This window comes from Niallia sp. FSL R7-0271 (assembly GCF_038005785.1).
Taxonomy (GTDB): Bacteria; Bacillota; Bacilli; order Bacillales; family Cytobacillaceae; genus Niallia.
In genome coordinates, this window is record NZ_JBBOTZ010000001.1 from 1,287,246 (window position 1) to 1,304,718 (window position 17,473).

Consider the following 17,473-nt stretch of genomic DNA (forward strand, 5'->3'; position numbering starts at 1 on the left):
CAACGTAAATAATGGAAATGTAGGAGGTTGAATTACTTTGTCTTTTCAATTCAGATTACCGGATATCGGTGAAGGTATCCATGAAGGTGAAATCGTAAAATGGTTTGTTAAACCAGGCGATAAAGTTCAAGAAGACGACGTTTTGTGTGAAGTACAAAACGATAAAGCAGTAGTAGAAATTCCGTCTCCAGTTGACGGTACAGTAGAAGAAGTACTTGTAGAAGAAGGTACAGTTGCAGTTGTAGGTGATATCCTAATCACTTTCGATGCTCCTGGTTATGAAGACATTCAATTTAAGGGCGACCATGGACATGACGCTCCTAAAGAAGAAGCTAAAACAGAAGCTCAAGTACAAGGCACAGCAGAAGCTGGCGATACTGTAGCTAAAGAACCAGTCCAAACTCCTGCTGCTGCAGAAGAAGTGGATCCAAACAGACGCATTATCGCTATGCCATCTGTACGTAAATATGCTCGTGATAAAGGTGTGGAAATCCGCACAGTATCTGGTACTGGCAAAAACGGCCGTATTTCAAAAGAAGATATCGATGCATTCTTGAACGGTGGAGCTGCTGCACCTGCTGCAACAGAAGCTGCTGAAGCTACTCCAGCTGCAGAACAAGAAGCACCAAAACCACTTGCGATTCCAGAAGGCGACTTCCCAGAAACTCGCGAAAAAATGAGCGGTATCAGAAAAGCAATCGCTAAAGCGATGGTAAACTCTAAACATACAGCTCCACACGTAACACTTATGGATGAAGTAGAGGTTTCAAACCTTGTTGCTCACCGTAAGAAATACAAAGAAGTTGCTGCTGCTAAGGGCATTAAATTAACGTTCTTGCCATATGTTGTTAAAGCATTGACAAGTGCATTAAAAGAATTCCCAGCACTTAACACTTCTTTAGATGATGCTACAAGCGAAATCGTTCACAAGCACTACTACAACATCGGTATCGCTGCTGATACTGAAAAAGGACTTCTAGTTCCTGTTGTAAAAAATGCTGATCGTAAAGGAATTTTCAATATTTCTAACGAAATCAACGAACTTGCTGGTAAAGCTAGAGACGGTAAACTTGCTCCAGCTGAAATGAAAGGTGCTTCTTGCACAATTTCAAACATTGGATCTGCTGGCGGACAATGGTTCACTCCAGTTATTAACCACCCAGAAGTGGCTATCCTTGGAATCGGACGTATTGCAGAAAAAGCGATCGTTAAAGACGGAGAGATTGTTGCTGCACCAGTATTAGCTCTATCTCTAAGCTTCGATCACCGCATGATCGACGGAGCTACTGCTCAAAATGCAATGAATCACATCAAGCGTTTGCTAAACGATCCAGAACTATTGTTAATGGAGGCGTAAAAACATGGTAGTTGGAGATTTTCCTATTGAAACAGATACTATAGTCATTGGTGCTGGCCCTGGTGGGTATGTAGCTGCAATCCGTGCGGCGCAACTAGGACAAAAAGTAACAATCGTTGAGAAAAATGTATTGGGCGGAGTTTGCTTAAACGTAGGCTGTATCCCATCAAAAGCATTAATCACAGCAGGTCATCGTTTTGAGACTGCTAAGCATTCTGACGATATTGGGATTACTGCTGAAAATGTAAAAGTAGATTTCTCAAAAGTTCAAGAATGGAAAGCAAGTGTTGTTAACAAGCTTACTGGCGGTGTAGAAGGCCTTCTTAAAGGAAACAAAGTAGATATCGCTTATGGCGAAGCATACTTTGTTGATGCTAACACACTAAAAGTAATGGATGATAAGTCATCTCAAACTTACACTTTCAAAAATGCAATTATTGCAACTGGATCTCGTCCAATTGAAATTCCTGCATTCAAATACTCTAAACGTGTTCTAGATTCTACTGGTGCACTTTCTCTTAAAGAAATTCCAGAGAAAATCGTTGTTATCGGTGGAGGTTATGTAGGTACTGAGCTTGGTGGAGCATACGCTAGCTTCGGAACTAAAGTAACTATTCTAGAAGGTGCTGACGATATCCTTAACGGTTTCGAAAAGCAAATGTCTTCATTGGTAGTTCGCAACTTGAAGAAAAAAGGTGCGGAAATCATTACTAAAGCAATGGCTAAAGGTGTCGAAGAAACAGATACTGGCGTTACTGTAACATATGAAGCAAAAGGTCAAGAGCAAAAGATCGAAGCTGACTATGTATTCGTAATGGTTGGAAGAAAACCAAACACAGACGAACTAGGTCTTGAACAAGTAGGAATTGAACTTGCTGAACGCGGACTTATCAAAACTGATAAGCAATGCAGAACTACTGTAAGCAATATCTTTGCAATCGGTGATATCATTGAAGGACCACCACTTGCACATAAAGCTTCTTATGAAGGTAAAATTGCTGCAGAAGTTATCGGTGGTCACAATTCTGAAATCGATTATCTTGGAATTCCTGCTGTTGTGTTTGCTGAGCCAGAATTGGCTACAGTTGGACACACAGAAGCTTCTGCTAAAGAAGCTGGAATCGAAGTTACAGCTGCTAAATTCCCATTCGCTGCTAACGGCCGTGCACTTGCACTTAACCAAAGCGAAGGTTTCATGAAGCTTGTTACTCGTAAAGAGGATGGCCTAGTAATCGGTGCTCAAATCGCTGGTGCAAACGCATCTGATATGATCGCTGAACTTGGTCTAGCAATCGAAGCAGGTATGACTGCTGAAGACTTGGCAATGACTATCCATGCTCACCCAACATTGGGAGAGATCACTATGGAAGCTGCTGAAGTTGCAATTGGTAGCCCAATTCATATCATTAAGTAATAATAAAAAAACCTCTCTTTATAGAGAGGTTTTTTTTGTATTATTTAACAGTTTTCTATGCTTGGGTGCTGAGAATGGTTTGCAAGTTTGAGGGGACTATATAATGGAAGGAAAAATCGTTATTATACGGCATGAATTGTGAGGACATGCATAAATATAGTGTATCATACTTACATTTCATAATGGACGAACTTAAGCGGAATGGAGAGTGGGGTGTTTTCCTTGAAGGTTTATACGACAATTCTACTGCAACTTATGTTATGGAGCGGTTACTCTATCATTGAATGGCTGTCAGAACATGACCTTTTCATTTATAAAGTGGTGATGTTTGGCGTGTTTTTATACTTGGCTGTTATACTAGGGAATTACGTAAATAGGTCGCAAAGGAAAACCATGCTGGCTACTGCCATAAGTCTTTCTATTTATGGCTCCTTTCAGATGATTATGAGTATCATAGCAGTCGTTTAAGAGTGAATAAGGGTTCCTATCAATGTTTAGCATAACTTCTTGCCTTCCAGTCATTGTGGGCGTCTCACACAACATTATATACAAATAAAAAAAGCCTTCTATAATAGAAGTCTTTTTTCATATAGTAGATCTTTAAAAATTAAAGTTCATCTTTTTTATCTTTTTTTCTGCCATTTTTATTAATTGCTTTTGTGCTGAAGCTTGCAACTACTGTGTATACACTGAAAATTAATAAGAAATAACAGATGAATGTAAACACAAGTGGAAATGGTTGAAGCTTTGTTTCCGTTTCTAAAGGTGATTGGAAAGTGAATTCAGCAGGGTAGGCATTTTCCTCTTCGGGTAATTGCACCTTTTGTTCAGCAAAGGGGATAGGTCCGCCAAAAACCAATGTTTCTTTCTGTTCTAACGGTTTTTTCTCTAAGTAGTTATGAAAGATGAACGGGGAACTTAAGCTGACGATAAGACTGATAATTGCAACTATAATAACTCTCTTCAATGAATAATTCTCCTATCTTTATCTATCTTTTCCCGCAAATAAATATATACGGATGCAGGTAGTTGCATCCGTATATGATTATGCAAATTTAAATTTAGCGGATAGCTTTATGTTCTTTAATAACGCGCAGTTTTTTGAAATCATAATCCTCAGGACCTTGCACAGGTAGTCCTGCTTCCATATTCCTGCGAATGTATTCCAGATTGTCCTCTGTAATAATTTCTCCAGGAATGAAAATAGGAATTCCCGGTGGATAGACCATGATGAATTCAGCAATAACTCTTCCAACAGAGTCATTAAAATCAACAAGCTCTGTTTCCGAATAGAACGCATCACGAGGAGTGACGGCAAGCAACGGTATATTAGGAAGCATTACTTTTGCTTCTACCTTGCCTGCTTTACTATGACATTCTTTGGACAGTTCATTTAATGCATGAAGGAGCATGTCTGCTTCTTTTTTTGTATCTCCTGGTGTAATAATACAAAGGATATTATATAAATCAGACATCTCTACTTCAATATTATAATGCTTACGCAGCCATTCTTCCACATCATGGCCTGTTAAGCCTAAATCCTTCACAGAAATAACTAGTTTAGTCGGATCAAAGTCGAAGGCCATAGATGAACCAACGATATCTTCACCTAAGCAATAAAGATGTTCGATTTCATTCACTCGTCTGCGAATGTTTTGGGCAAGCTCAATCGTATTATCAAGAAGTTTTTTTCCTTCTGTTGCTAAACGTTTTCTTGCTACATCTAATGATGCGAGCAATAAGTATGATGTGCTCGTTGTAGTCAGCATGCTCATAATCGCTTGGACGCGTTTATAATTAACAAGATTGCCCCTCATATTCAAAATGGAGCTTTGCGTCATCGAACCACCTAGCTTATGAACGCTGGTTGCTGCAATATCTGCGCCTGCCTGCATTGCTGACATTGGCAGCTCGTCATGGAAGTGTATATGCACACCATGAGCCTCATCGACGAGGACTGGTATATTATAAGAATGGGCTAAATCCACAATTTTTTTTAAGTCTGCAGCTATGCCAAAGTAAGTAGGATTTATTACTAATAAACCTTTTGCATCTGGATGTAAATCTAGGGCATGCTGAACAGCTTCCACTGTTATACCATGCGAAATGCCAAGCTCTTTATCCACTTCTGGGTGGATGAATATTGGAATAGCACCAGCAAAAACAATGGCAGACATAATAGATTTATGAACATTTCTTGGTACGATTATCTTATCTCCTGGACCACAAACGCTCATAATCATGGTCATAATGGCGCCGCTGGTTCCTTGTACCGAGAAAAAGGTATAATCAGCACCAAATGCTTCCGCTGCCAATTTTTGCGCTTGTTTAATAATTCCTTTCGGTTGATGAAGATCATCAAGTGGACCAATGTTTATTAAATCGATGGAGAGGGCATTTTCTCCAATAAACTCTCTAAACTCTGGGTCCATTCCATTTCCCTTCTTATGTCCAGGAATATGAAATTGAACAGGATTTTTTTTTGCATGTTCCAATAAACCGTGGTATAACGGTGTTTCGTATTGTGACAATTTATTACCACACCTCTTTAAGTTAGTATTTTGTTTGCCGTTTTCATAACGGATTTTGATCCTCCTAAAAATAGAAGTTTTCCACTGTTTGTAAAAACAAATGGATATTGGGTTTTACCCTTAAAAACTTATTAAATTCATAAAACAAAAGAATTATAGCACTTTTTATTTTTTTTGCATACAATTAGTTTTTACTATAAAGGAAAGAATTATTGTAACGAATTTATAAAATATATATTTGCCTTGTAATAACAGCCTAATTTCCGCAGTGAATTAAAGCTGGAAAGCATGTAGAAGTGTTTTAAATTGCGGCAGAATGCGTATAGTAGGAAGGTGTTTTACAATTTGTTTTTATTCCACTAAAATAAAGAGAACTAAAAATTTTAAAAAACAAAAGAGGTACTTATATGGAATATCAATACCCGATAGATATTGATTGGTCAACAGAGGAAATAGTTGAGGTAGTAAAGTTTTTTGAATGCATCGAAGCAGCATATGAGAAGGGGATTGAAAAGGAAGCACTTATGGAACAGTATAAGTTGTTCAAAAAAATTGTCCCTGGTAAAGCACAAGAAAAAAATGTATGTGATGAATTTGAAGAAGTCAGCGGCTATTCTACGTATCGCACTATAAAGAAGGCGAAGGAAGCGGAAGCTGGAACTAAAATAAAAATGCCTTAATAGAAAAGAGGAAGAAAACATATTGTTTTCTTCCTCTTTTCTTAGATGGATAGTTTATAAAATGGCAGCAACGTTTCATATGTGTTGTCCACTAATTCAGCAAACTTTTCTCCGTCTTGTAAGATTGGATCATTTGCATCGAAATGTCTGCCAACAAGGAATTCTGCTTTTTTGACATCTCTGAATCTTTCCAATGCCTTTTGTAAGTCAATTTCAGCTATTGGGAAAGACTCTTTTTTCATATGATCCATTGATACTACAAAATCTCCAGGGATTTCTGTAGAGAATCGCTCCATATTCTCTAAAAATACATTTGCGATGCTGCTTTTGTTTGGAAGCTCGTAAATATAGGCAAGCCATATAAATACATGATCATCAAATAATCCTAGCTGGAAATGCGGATGCTGCTTATAGCCTCGTTTGTTCCCTGCAATTGCCATCCATGTATCCTTCGGAGGATTTACGGTGCGGCGTGCATGCTTCGCAATATGCAGATGCATTTCGATTCCTAGCTTGCTTGAAAGGCTGTCAGTCAGCTCTTGACCAATCTCCTTAAATTTCGGCTGTATGCGAGTTTGGATTGCTTCCATTCTTTCCTCTAAACCATCTATTGTAAATGTTTCGAAATCGTTTTTGTTAAAACCAGCAAATTTCATAATTTCTAGAAACTCCTTTACTCGTTTATATCTTAGCTTTTTGGGTAAACAGATTGTAAGAAGGAAAGCAAGTTAGTTAGAGAGCGTGTGATCATTTCTCTAAAACTTTTCTTAAATTAACTATCTGCTTACAGTAATTCCTAATTCTGTACCGCTATTCTGTATTTTAGCATACATATTGCTGACAAGAGAAATGATTAGGACTAAAGGTTAGGTAATAGCACATATTTGTACCACTGATAAGGAAAGCGACATATTATATAAGAAATAAAAGAAGCAATCCACTAAAGTCTATGGAAGGGGTGTACTGTCCGTGAAACAATTAATGAATTCATCAAAAAGAAATAGACTAGAAAATGAGAAGAAAGCTGTTTTGCGATTAGAAATGGATTATGAGCTTGCTACATTATTTGATGCAATTAAGGAAAACAATGAAATGCAGAAAAAAGCTAGCAAACAGAAGCTTGAAAAGATTCGACAGGAACTTCTGAGACTTAAGGCATTATAGGTAGCGGTTTAAAAATCATAAATAAAACCCTTCTCCCGGTTTTATTTATGATTTTTTCCGTTGTTGTCATTTTGTTGGAATTTATTTCTTCATGCATGATAAAATAACGATAAGCAAAAATATAAGAATAGCATACGGAATAGGGCAGCCTGAAAAAATTATTTCAGTACGAGAAGGATGAGAATATGACAAATTGGCAAGAGGTCGATACATATGCGAAACTTTGGATTAAAGAAGCGGGGGATAGGATAAAAAAATCCTTCACCAAAGAATTAGTAGTAGAAACAAAATCTAACAAAAATGACTTAGTTACAGAAATAGACAAAGGGACAGAGCAATTCCTAATAAGTAAAATAAAAGAGGTATACCCGGAACATCATATTCTAGGCGAAGAGGGCATGTCATCAGGAGTTAATGACCTGAAAGGGGTTGTCTGGATTATTGACCCGATTGATGGAACGATGAATTTCGTCCATATGCAACGGGACTTTGCCATATCAATCGGAATATACGAAGATGGAGTCGGCCAAATCGGACTTATTTATGATGTAGTCGCTGATGAACTTTATCATGTGAGAAAAGGGAACGGCGTATATATGAACAAAACGAAATTGAAGCCGTTAAAGCCTACTAAAGTGGAAGAAGCTATCATCGGCTTGAATGCAACATGGGTAACGGAGAATAAAAGGATTGATCCTAAATATCTTGCTCCGCTTACGAAGGATGCAAGAGGCACCCGCTCGTTTGGTTCAGCTTGTCTGGAGCTTGCCTATATCGCAGCAGGACGAATGGATGCCTATATAACGTTAAGGCTGTCTCCGTGGGATTATGCTGCAGGCAAGATAATGGTCGAGGAGCTCGGCGGTAAAGTAACCAGTCTCAAAAATGAAGAACTTGATATGCTGACGCAAAATTCATTCTTTGCCTCAAAACCAGATCTTCATGAAGAGATATTGCAAAACTATTTAAATAATGGAAAATGGTGAGACAGCAAATAATTGCTGTCTTTTTTAAATGTAAATAATGTTTCCGTTTACATTTATTTTTTTACTGTTTTTTTTGTTTTAAGAGAAAAACCCTTTAGGTTATTCTCATTTTCTATGGTATAATGACTCAGTTATAATGTGTAAACTAATGATAAACGAGATAGACATTTCAGGTAGGAGTGAAATTTTTGAAGATTAGAGAAGATATTCGTAATATCGCTATTATTGCCCACGTTGACCATGGGAAAACAACGCTAGTTGACCAGCTGTTAAAACAATCTGGTACATTCCGTACGAATGAACATGTAGATGAGCGTGCAATGGATTCAAATGATTTAGAAAGAGAACGCGGTATTACAATCCTTGCAAAAAATACTGCAATTCAATATAAAGATACAAGAATCAACATCTTGGATACTCCAGGACATGCTGACTTCGGTGGAGAAGTAGAACGTATCATGAAAATGGTTGATGGTGTGCTTCTTGTTGTCGATGCATATGAAGGCTGTATGCCACAAACACGTTTCGTTCTTAAAAAGGCGCTTGAGCAAAACTTAACGCCAATCGTCGTAGTTAACAAAATTGACCGTGATTTCGCACGTCCAACAGAAGTTATCGACGAAGTACTTGATTTGTTCATTGAACTTGATGCATCTGAAGAGCAGCTTGAATTCCCAGTTATATATGCTTCTGCAATTAACGGAACTGCAAGCACAAACCCAGAGCAGCAAGATGAAAACATGCAATCATTATATGATGCAGTTGTTGAGCATATTCCAGCTCCAGTTGATAATAGAGATGAGCCGCTTCAATTCCAAGTATCTCTTCTTGACTACAATGACTATGTAGGACGTATCGGAATTGGCCGCGTATTCCGCGGAACAATGAAAGTAGGTCAGCAAGTTGCTTTAATGAAGCTTGATGGAACGGTAAAACAATTCCGTGTAACAAAAATCTTTGGTTTCTTCGGTCTGAAAAGACAAGAGGTAGAAGAAGCTTATGCTGGAGACTTGATTGCAGTTTCTGGAATGGAAGACATCAACGTAGGAGAAACAGTATGTCCTGTTGAGCATCAAGAAGCATTGCCTGTATTGCGCATTGATGAGCCGACATTGCAAATGACATTCCTAGTGAATAACAGCCCATTTGCAGGTAGAGAAGGTAAATACCTGACTTCAAGAAAAATTGAAGAAAGACTTCGTGCACAATTAGAAACAGATGTAAGCTTGCGTGTAGAAAACACAGATTCTCCTGATGCATGGACAGTATCTGGACGCGGTGAATTGCATTTGTCTATCTTGATTGAGAACATGCGCCGTGAAGGTTATGAACTACAAGTTTCTAAGCCAGAAGTTATCGTTCGTACTATCGATGGAGTTCGTTGTGAGCCAATCGAGCGCGTACAAATCGATGTGCCAGAAGAGCATACTGGAAGCGTTATGGAGTCTATCGGTGCCCGCAAAGGTGAAATGCTAGATATGATCAACAATGGTAACGGCCAAGTTCGTTTGATCTTCAACGTACCTGCACGCGGACTAATCGGATATACTACTGAGTTCTTAACACTAACTCGCGGTTACGGAATCATCAACCACACATTTGACAGCTACCAGCCAATGGCTTCAGGTCAAGTAGGCGGAAGACGTCAAGGTGTGCTTGTCAGCATGGAATCTGGTAAAGCATCTACTTACGGTATCATGCAAGTAGAAGACCGCGGTATCATTTTCGTAGAAGCTGGTACAGAAATCTATGAAGGAATGATCGTCGGAGAACACACTCGTGAAAATGACATCACTGTTAATATCACGAAAGTAAAACAAGCGACAAACATCCGCTCAGCAAACAAAGACCAAACAGCTACAATGAAAAAACCAAGAATCATGACTTTGGAAGAATCTTTAGAATACTTGAATGACGATGAGTATTGTGAAGTAACGCCTGAATCTATCCGTCTTCGTAAGAAGATCCTTGATAAATCAGAGCGTGAACGTGTAGCGAAAAAGAAAAAGCTTGCTGATCAATAATAAATAAAAAAGGCTGTTCCTTTAGGGAACAGCTTTTTTTTGTGTTTGATTTTTGAGTTCTGTTGAGATAGGTACTAGCGCTTTTATAGGGGCGTGTGATTGTTTGGGGAGGAGGTCATAGGTAAATAAAGCCAAGGAGGTGAAAACCGCACCTCCTTGGCTTATTCGTCTTATGCTAGTCGCCGATAAGCAGGCGCTCTGCGCTTTTCTTTTACCATTCTTCTTCTTTTATTTTGCTTCTGTAGAGTACGAATTTTCCGGAGTCGATTCGTTTTTGTGTGTTTTCGGTTATTCTTGTTTCGCATTCTTTGCACATATATGTGTGAATGGGTCTGTTTCTAAGTCTTTTTGCTTGAAAGGAGTTTTCTTCAATATCTTCGATTTTGTCGCATATTACACATTTCACTCTCAATACGTGCACCTCTAATCAATCTTTGTTATTTATTTGATTATAGGTTTATTATAATAAAAAATGCTGTGGAAATCGAATGTTAGTCTTTCAAGTGATTGTTTGATTGTTCGTCTTGGTCTTTTTTGAGCTGATTCTTTTCGTTTTCGTTCAGTTTATTGTCAGGTGTTTTCAGATTGCTGCCTGGGTCGTTATTCAGGATATCTGCTGGTAATTCTGGGATAATTCTGCCGGTAATGTCGGCGAGTTCATTGAATATGCCTTGTACTGGTTCACCGTCCTGGATGTCTTCGGCAATTTCTGCTAGGCGCGCATTGATATCAGGATCTGCGACAATCATCGCATTTGCGCCATTTGGGTCGTTTTTAAGGCTTTCTGCTACAGCATACTTAATGGAGCCAACCTCTGATCGGTCTAAGTTAGAATTTATATCAATTCCGACAATAGCATATCTTCCTATTACTACGGCTGTGGCATCATTCACATTAGGAATGCTTGTTGCTAAATTTACAAGACGCTCGGAAATTTCTTGGCCGGATTTTCGATTTACATCATCTATCGTTGAGTTTTTAACGTCCGCTAGATCGTTGTCTGTTTGTGCATCACGATTACCGTTAGCGGCACAGCCAGCAAGCAATAGTACAAGACAAGTACATAAAATGCTTTTTTTCATGCAGGATTTCCTCCTTTTATGATGATTCCTCTAAAATTTTTTTACACTTCTAATGTTTATTGTGCAAAATATCTTCTATCTTTATTCGATAAAACATATATTTTATCAAGGTTCTTTCCGATATCGGAGAGTAGGGCAACTCATGACGTTTTAGAGCAGGAGGCATCAGTTTGAGTAAAATTTATGTTTTAGATACAAATGTCTTGTTACAGGATCCTTATTCCATTTTTTCTTTTGAAGAAAATGATGTAGTCATTCCAGCAGTAGTTTTAGAAGAGGTAGACAGCAAAAAAAGGTATATGGATGAAATAGGGAGGAATGCAAGACAAATATCCAGACTAATTGACAATCTAAGAGAATCAGGAAAGCTACATGAAAGAATACCACTCGAAAATGGCGGCACATTACGAATCGAATTGAACCATCGCTCTTTTCACCAGCTGCAGGAAATTTTTGTGGAGAAAACAAACGATAACCGCATTCTGGCAGTTGCAAAAAACTTGTCTTTAGAGGAAGAGAAAAAAGAGGATGGACGAACTGTCATACTGGTTAGTAAGGATACGCTCGTCCGAGTGAAGGCAGATGCAATCGGCCTTGAATCAGAGGATTTTCTGAGCGACCGGGTGGTGGAAAACGATCATCTTTATACTGGTTTTACGGATGTACAAGTAACCTTAGATATATTAAATAAGTTTTATGAAAAAGGGCAGCTGCTTATTTCTGAATTGGGAGCTGGCTATAATACAGGAGCTTTTTATCCAAATCAATTTATCCTCCTGAAGGATGTACTTGGTTCGTCCTCATCAGCGTTAGCAGTGGTGGATGCAACTCGTAAGTATGTGAAGAAGCTCATTTTTGATCATGAACATATATGGGGAATTCGTCCGAGAAATGTTCAGCAGACGATGGCGATTGAACTGCTGCTGAAAAGAGACTTGCCGCTTGTCACATTGATTGGCAAGGCTGGAACAGGTAAAACTTTGCTTGCATTAGCATCAGGTCTGATGCAGACAGAGGATTATGGAGATTATAAAAAACTGCTTGTTGCAAGACCGATTGTACCAATGGGGAAGGACTTAGGTTTTCTTCCTGGAGAAAAGGAAGAGAAGCTGAGACCTTGGATGCAGCCTATCTTTGATAATCTGGAGTATCTTTTCAATACAAAAAAACCAGGAGAGCTGGAAGCAATACTAGCTGGAATGGGGTCTATTGAAGTAGAGGCGTTAACCTATATAAGGGGAAGAAGCATACCAGATCAGTTCATCATCATTGATGAAGCGCAAAACTTAACAAAGCATGAAGTGAAAACGATTCTGACACGAGTGGGAGAAGGCAGTAAAATAGTACTCATGGGAGATCCGGAGCAAATTGACCATCCGTATCTTGATGCTTTCAATAATGGTTTGACATATGTAGTCGAAAGGTTTAAAGACCAGCAGATTGCAGGGCATGTCAAGCTTGTCAAAGGAGAGCGGTCTGGTTTAGCCCAATTGGCTGCAGACCTGCTGTAATAAAGTATGTGCATCTATTTCAGGCTGTTGTGACAGTATATCCTTCTGAAAGTGTGTCTGATAAAAACGCATCTCGATTGACAGCTTGAGACACATTTAGAAAGATAAGCGGTTTTAAACAGCCTGGCATAGTTGGATTTAAAGTACTTTAGTTAGTAACCATAAAAAGGGCAAGCTGATATAACTAAAAAGCAATGTTTAAGTAAGTTCAAATCCTGTGATGGACGTTAACGGCGTTTGGTCTTTTCCTTTGTTTTTAAAAAATAAATGAATAGGTCCGCTGTCCGTTAGCGGCTTTCCGTTTTTGCAGAAAAGCAGCACCATCTCATCTACAACGCTTAGTGGGTAAGTAAGCTCCTTTTCTGCAGATTGGATCACAATTTGCTCTGCTTCTTTTAATGGCTCGGCATTTTTTATAAAAGGAGCAAGCGGCATGTAAAATGTACCTGTTATTATCTCTTGTTTTTTAAATTTTTTTCCTGCAGCTTTTTCAGGCAAATGTGCACCTTCAAGCAATTCCCGGTCCCAGTGCTTCGAAACCTCTTTCGTATATGCTTCCAAATCAGACTCAGATTGCGTCAAAGCAAATATTTCCTCACTTGTTTTTTTTCGGTCATCAAAAATCCAAACACTTGGATCGATAGTAATTGGAAATGCAACTAATCCCTTTACTTGCATGATTTGGTTCATATTTTTATCTCTCCTGTCTGTATGACTGCAATTAGTATGTATGTTTTTAGTATATCTTTTCTATGTTTCTTTGTCAGTTTTTAACTTTCGGCAGGTAAGGAGAATTCTAGATTAGCTTTCCTGTAAATAACTTTCTTGTGATAGTTCTTGCAATTTTCCTATGTTGAGTTTAAACTTTATAGATAGGATAATCGCTCGGAAACGGGGGGATAGGGTTGACTTCTGATATGATCATAAACCATAAAGAGAAAGCAAATGCACTGTTAAAAGCAGATGCTGACAAAATACTAAAGCTTATAAAAGTTCAAATGGATAACTTAACAATGCCGCAATGTCCTTTATATGAAGAAGTTCTGGATACACAAATGTTTGGATTATCCAAGGAGATAGATTTTGCTATTCGGTTAGGGTTAGTGGAAGAAAGCGTCGGCAAGAAGATACTAGACGAATTAGAAAAAGAACTCTCAGTATTACATGAAGCGTCTATAAGAAAATAATAAGCGAACTCAAACAAACGAACTTATTGTTTGAGTTTTTTTATTGTTGAAATCCATGTGATATTTTTTATATCATGTTAGAATAGTAAAAGCAGCAAAAGAAAAACTTCCAAGCTAATAGGCAGGAATTGAAACAAATGGCAGCGAATGTATTGTCATTGCTTAAACTTTAGTAAGGGGTAGCAGCGGATGTTCAAAAAAATCTTAAAATCATATGATTATACACTGATTGTTGCAATGGTATTACTTTCTCTATTTGGAGTAATTATGATATACAGTGCCAGTATGGTATCATCTGTCCAATATTATGGGGAAGACAGCAGCAGTTTCTTTTATAAGAAACAGATTCTTAACTTGCTTGTGGCGGGAGTGGCCTTTATTGTTGTCGCCCTTTTTCCTTATAAGGCATTTATGAGCAATAGATTTCTCGTTCCCATGGTTTTTATATCGTTAATTGGTCTTTTCGGTGTTTTTGTTCTTGGTCATGTGGCAGGAAATGCACAAAGCTGGTATAAGCTTGGAACTGCAAGCCTGCAGCCTGCGGAATTCGTTAAGCTGTCGGTGATTGTTTATCTCTCCGCCATCTATGCGAAAAAGCAATCTTACATAAACGAATTTAACAGAGGGGTTGCACCGCCGCTCGCATACTTATTGCTTGTATGTATGCTTGTCGGCTTACAGCCTGACTTTGGAACAGCAGCGATAATCTTCATGATTGCGGCAACGATTATTATCTGTTCCGGAATGAGTTTGAAGAACTTGTCAAAGCTAGCCGGCATCGGCCTTGCTGTAGTGGCAATTGCTGTAGTAGTTCTTCAGCTTTTTGGCAAAGATGTCTTGACTGAAAAGCAGCTGAGCAGGATTTTCGTATTTATGGATTCGCCTTTTGCTGAAGATATGGTCCAATCCACCGGCTACCAAATGAGCAACTCGCTTATTGCCATAGGCGGAGGAGGCTTAAAAGGTCTTGGATTAGGACAGGGTATACAAAAGCTCGGATATTTAACAGACGGCCACACAGACTTCATTATGGCGGTAATTGCAGAAGAGCTCGGTATTTTTGGGGTAGGCTTTGTAGTCGTATGCTTAAGCTATATTGTGTTAAGAGGTATATATATTGGATTGAAATGCAAAGATCCTTTTGGCAGCCTCCTTGCAATCGGGATTTCAAGCATGATTGGCATCCAGTCTTTCATTAACATCGGCGGTGTGTCAGGAGTGATACCTCTAACAGGTGTTCCGCTCCCTTTCGTAAGCTACGGAGGGTCATCGCTTGTACAGCTCGCCATAGGCATGGGAATATTGCTGAATGTTTCGATGTTCACTAAATATGAAAAAGTGTATAAAAATCGAGAAGAGGCTGTTCCTGAGGTTCCTTTGAGAAAAAGAATCGCACAGCAGGAAAGAATCTAGCATAAAGAAGATGCCCTAGTGGATTAGGGCATCTTCTTTAATTTTCCTATGTAAGTGAAGTATATCCATTTCAGTTATTTTATTTGGCTAACGGGGCAATTAGATTTATAATAGATTGTGGGTCGAAGGAATCTATTTCGCATAGAGAGACTTTTATTTTTTTGTAAAAAAATGCGGAAAAAAAGATTGAAATATGTTTTAATTATAAAAGGGCCTTTTTTCATCGTTTAAATGTTGTTAATAATTGTGAAATTGGGCACAAACAATCATTTACCTTTATGTTTATATAAAGGAAAGATGAGTTTAAGTGGGAATGAACAGTAATTCCAATTGCACTTTTAAGCTTTTTATAAAGGATATAGATTTGGTTTTAAATAAGGGAGGAAACATCTATGGCAAATTATAGAGCGTATCCTGAAGCTCAGGTTGACGGGGAAGAATCACTGCCAAAAACATCTGCGTGGAAGGATTTCTTAGCGCTGATCAAAGTAGGTATTGTAAATTCTAACCTAATTACAGTCTTTACAGGATTGTGGCTGGCGCTGCATTTTTCTGGAGAGAAATTTTTGGTGAATATCGACACAGTCTTGTATACATTAATTGGTTCAGCCTTAATTATTGCAGGATCTTGTGCACTAAACAATTATATTGACAGGGATATTGATCCGCTGATGGAAAGAACTAAGGAGAGACCGACTGTTACTGGGAAAGTCACACCAGGCAAGGTTGCAGTTCTCGGATTCGGTTTGCTTGCAATCGGAACATTCTTTATGCTTCTAACGACTATCTCTGCAACTGTGATTGCATTGGTAGGAGCTTTCAGCTATGTGGTTGTCTACACAATGTGGTCTAAGAGAAGACTTGTTTCAAACACAGTTATCGGTAGCTTTTCCGGTGCTGTTCCGCCTTTAATCGGTTGGGCGGCAATTGATCCGAATCTTGATATTATGGCATGGAGCTTGTTCTTAATTATGTTCTTCTGGCAGCCACCGCATTTCTATGCATTGGCAATTAGAAGAGTAGAGGAGTACAGAGCAGCAGGAGTGCCGATGCTTCCTGTAGTAAAAGGCTTTGAAGTAACAAAAAAACATACGTATGCATGGGTTATCGCTTTACTTCCATTGCCATTCTTATTAGTGAAACTTGGTATTCCTTTCTTAATTCTGGCAACATTGCTTAATATCGGCTGGATTATCACAGGTATTATTGCAAGCAAGAAAAAGGACGAGATTAAATGGGCGACTGCTATGTTCGTATATTCTCTTCAATATATGACCATTTTATTCGTTGCCATGGTCCTTGTCACATTCATCATCTAAGTAAGAGGATATTCTATCAATGGATAGACACGATCATTCAACATAACTCCAATACTTAAGGCAGACTTACTTAACAGTAATTCCTAAAGCAGGCACAGTATACTTGATTCTTGCTTTAGGAAGCCGTTAAGATGAAAGGGAAAGCTAGACAAACTTTGGAGAGATTGTCGAATAGAAGTGTTATCCTTTTGCTAGAATATCCTTTTTTTGTCTTGCTTGTTTCGTACATATTTTTATTGTGTGCAAGGTACACTTGTTAAAAGCTTAGGGAATTCCCTTTAAAAATACTTATTTAGAGAGGGTTTGAAAATGAATTATTCACTACCGGTTTTACCTACTATTAGCACTGCATTTATTGTATTGAGTGCGATTTTTGTCGCAATTGGCTGGGGCTTAATAATCAAACGAAAATTGGAAGCACATCAAAAAGCAATGCTTATTGGCGCAATCTGTGCGGTTATTTTCTTTGTCATCTACGCTTCCAGAACTATTTTTATCGGGAATACTGCATTCGGTGGACCAGATGATATTAAAATATACTACACAATATTTCTGATTTTTCATATCACTTTAGCAACAACAGGCGCTGTGTTAGGAATTACGATGCTTGTCACAGGTTATAAGAAGAAATATGAAATTCACCGTAAGATTGGCCCAACTACGAGCATCATCTGGTTCTTCACTGCCATTACCGGTGTTGCGGTTTATTTACTGCTTTATGTAATCTATCATGGCGGAGAGACTACCTCTGTTATTAAAGCTATACTAGGATTTTAATTTCTAAAAAGTTCAGTCTATCAGATTT

At 38.4% G+C, this 17,473-nt stretch carries 18 protein-coding genes; 12 read left to right on the forward strand and 6 right to left on the reverse strand.

From position 1 onward, the window contains the following. The first annotated feature begins 37 nt into the window (after nt 1-37). From MKX82_RS06495 to MKX82_RS06505, 3 genes are all read left to right on the forward strand, one after another. Nucleotides 38-1,357, forward strand: a complete 1,320-nt coding sequence (locus MKX82_RS06495) for a dihydrolipoamide acetyltransferase family protein (protein ID WP_233314590.1) — start codon at nt 38-40, stop codon at nt 1,355-1,357. Nucleotides 1,358-1,361: 4 nt separating this feature from the next. Beyond that, complete coding sequence (gene lpdA / locus MKX82_RS06500; protein ID WP_233314589.1) at nt 1,362-2,771, forward strand: dihydrolipoyl dehydrogenase; 1,410 nt, start codon at nt 1,362-1,364, stop codon at nt 2,769-2,771. A gap of 213 nt (nt 2,772-2,984) precedes the next feature. Further along, nucleotides 2,985-3,239 carry a hypothetical protein gene (locus MKX82_RS06505; RefSeq protein WP_311315869.1) on the forward strand — a complete coding sequence of 85 codons (255 nt, stop codon included), beginning with the start codon at nt 2,985-2,987 and terminating at the stop codon, nt 3,237-3,239. A gap of 139 nt (nt 3,240-3,378) precedes the next feature. On the opposite strand, the gene MKX82_RS06510 is transcribed toward MKX82_RS06505, so the two are convergent. Both MKX82_RS06510 and MKX82_RS06515 read right to left on the reverse strand, forming a co-directional pair. Beyond that, on the reverse strand, nt 3,379-3,738 hold the full coding sequence (locus MKX82_RS06510) for a hypothetical protein (protein WP_233314571.1): 360 nt from the start codon (nt 3,736-3,738) through the stop codon (nt 3,379-3,381). 94 nt (nt 3,739-3,832) lie between these two features. Continuing rightward, the gene (locus MKX82_RS06515) at nt 3,833-5,302 is read right to left on the reverse strand and encodes an aminotransferase class I/II-fold pyridoxal phosphate-dependent enzyme (RefSeq protein WP_233314568.1); all 1,470 of its coding nucleotides are present in this window, start codon (nt 5,300-5,302) and stop codon (nt 3,833-3,835) included. Between the two features lie 407 nt (nt 5,303-5,709). On the opposite strand from MKX82_RS06515, the gene MKX82_RS06520 reads away from it, so the two are divergent. After that, nucleotides 5,710-5,982: a UPF0223 family protein gene (locus MKX82_RS06520; RefSeq protein WP_233314565.1), complete on the forward strand. Its 273-nt coding sequence runs from the start codon at nt 5,710-5,712 to the stop codon at nt 5,980-5,982. 41 nt (nt 5,983-6,023) lie between these two features. Here the strand turns inward: MKX82_RS06520 and MKX82_RS06525 are convergent, their stop codons facing one another. Continuing rightward, nucleotides 6,024-6,638: a YktB family protein gene (locus MKX82_RS06525; RefSeq protein ID WP_341075851.1), complete on the reverse strand. Its 615-nt coding sequence runs from the start codon at nt 6,636-6,638 to the stop codon at nt 6,024-6,026. 313 nt (nt 6,639-6,951) lie between these two features. On the opposite strand from MKX82_RS06525, the gene MKX82_RS06530 reads away from it, so the two are divergent. The 3 genes from MKX82_RS06530 (at nt 6,952) to typA (ending at nt 10,156) form a co-directional block, all read left to right on the forward strand. Beyond that, the gene (locus MKX82_RS06530; RefSeq protein WP_233314562.1) at nt 6,952-7,146 is read left to right on the forward strand and encodes a hypothetical protein; all 195 of its coding nucleotides are present in this window, start codon (nt 6,952-6,954) and stop codon (nt 7,144-7,146) included. A 185-nt stretch (nt 7,147-7,331) separates the two neighbouring features. Next, the gene (locus MKX82_RS06535; RefSeq protein ID WP_233314560.1) at nt 7,332-8,132 is read left to right on the forward strand and encodes an inositol monophosphatase family protein; all 801 of its coding nucleotides are present in this window, start codon (nt 7,332-7,334) and stop codon (nt 8,130-8,132) included. A 188-nt stretch (nt 8,133-8,320) separates the two neighbouring features. Then, a complete protein-coding gene (gene typA, locus MKX82_RS06540) occupies nt 8,321-10,156 on the forward strand; it encodes a translational GTPase TypA (RefSeq protein WP_233314557.1) in 1,836 nt (611 codons plus the stop codon). A gap of 211 nt (nt 10,157-10,367) precedes the next feature. Here typA and MKX82_RS06545 read toward each other — a convergent pair whose 3' ends face one another. Next, on the reverse strand, nt 10,368-10,568 hold the full coding sequence (locus MKX82_RS06545; RefSeq protein WP_233314545.1) for a YlaI family protein: 201 nt from the start codon (nt 10,566-10,568) through the stop codon (nt 10,368-10,370). A gap of 79 nt (nt 10,569-10,647) precedes the next feature. Then, a complete protein-coding gene (locus tag MKX82_RS06550; protein ID WP_233314542.1) occupies nt 10,648-11,238 on the reverse strand; it encodes a YhcN/YlaJ family sporulation lipoprotein in 591 nt (196 codons plus the stop codon). A 170-nt stretch (nt 11,239-11,408) separates the two neighbouring features. Between MKX82_RS06550 and MKX82_RS06555 the strand changes: the two genes are divergently transcribed. Continuing rightward, entirely contained in the window at nt 11,409-12,749 is a 1,341-nt protein-coding gene (locus tag MKX82_RS06555; RefSeq protein ID WP_233314536.1) for a PhoH family protein, read from the forward strand. Nucleotides 12,750-12,947: 198 nt separating this feature from the next. Here MKX82_RS06555 and MKX82_RS06560 read toward each other — a convergent pair whose 3' ends face one another. Continuing rightward, nucleotides 12,948-13,439 (reverse strand): peptidyl-prolyl cis-trans isomerase, encoded by a 492-nt coding sequence (locus MKX82_RS06560; RefSeq protein WP_341075858.1) that lies wholly within the window; start codon nt 13,437-13,439, stop codon nt 12,948-12,950. Nucleotides 13,440-13,654: 215 nt separating this feature from the next. Between MKX82_RS06560 and MKX82_RS06565 the strand changes: the two genes are divergently transcribed. From MKX82_RS06565 to MKX82_RS06580, 4 genes are all read left to right on the forward strand, one after another. After that, nucleotides 13,655-13,936 (forward strand): YlaN family protein, encoded by a 282-nt coding sequence (locus tag MKX82_RS06565; protein WP_233314534.1) that lies wholly within the window; start codon nt 13,655-13,657, stop codon nt 13,934-13,936. 189 nt (nt 13,937-14,125) lie between these two features. Next, nucleotides 14,126-15,349 carry an FtsW/RodA/SpoVE family cell cycle protein gene (locus tag MKX82_RS06570; protein ID WP_233314532.1) on the forward strand — a complete coding sequence of 408 codons (1,224 nt, stop codon included), beginning with the start codon at nt 14,126-14,128 and terminating at the stop codon, nt 15,347-15,349. A 392-nt stretch (nt 15,350-15,741) separates the two neighbouring features. Next, complete coding sequence (gene cyoE / locus MKX82_RS06575) at nt 15,742-16,668, forward strand: heme o synthase (RefSeq protein WP_233314531.1); 927 nt, start codon at nt 15,742-15,744, stop codon at nt 16,666-16,668. 309 nt (nt 16,669-16,977) lie between these two features. Continuing rightward, the gene (locus MKX82_RS06580; protein ID WP_233314530.1) at nt 16,978-17,445 is read left to right on the forward strand and encodes a DUF420 domain-containing protein; all 468 of its coding nucleotides are present in this window, start codon (nt 16,978-16,980) and stop codon (nt 17,443-17,445) included. Nucleotides 17,446-17,473 lie beyond the last annotated feature (28 nt).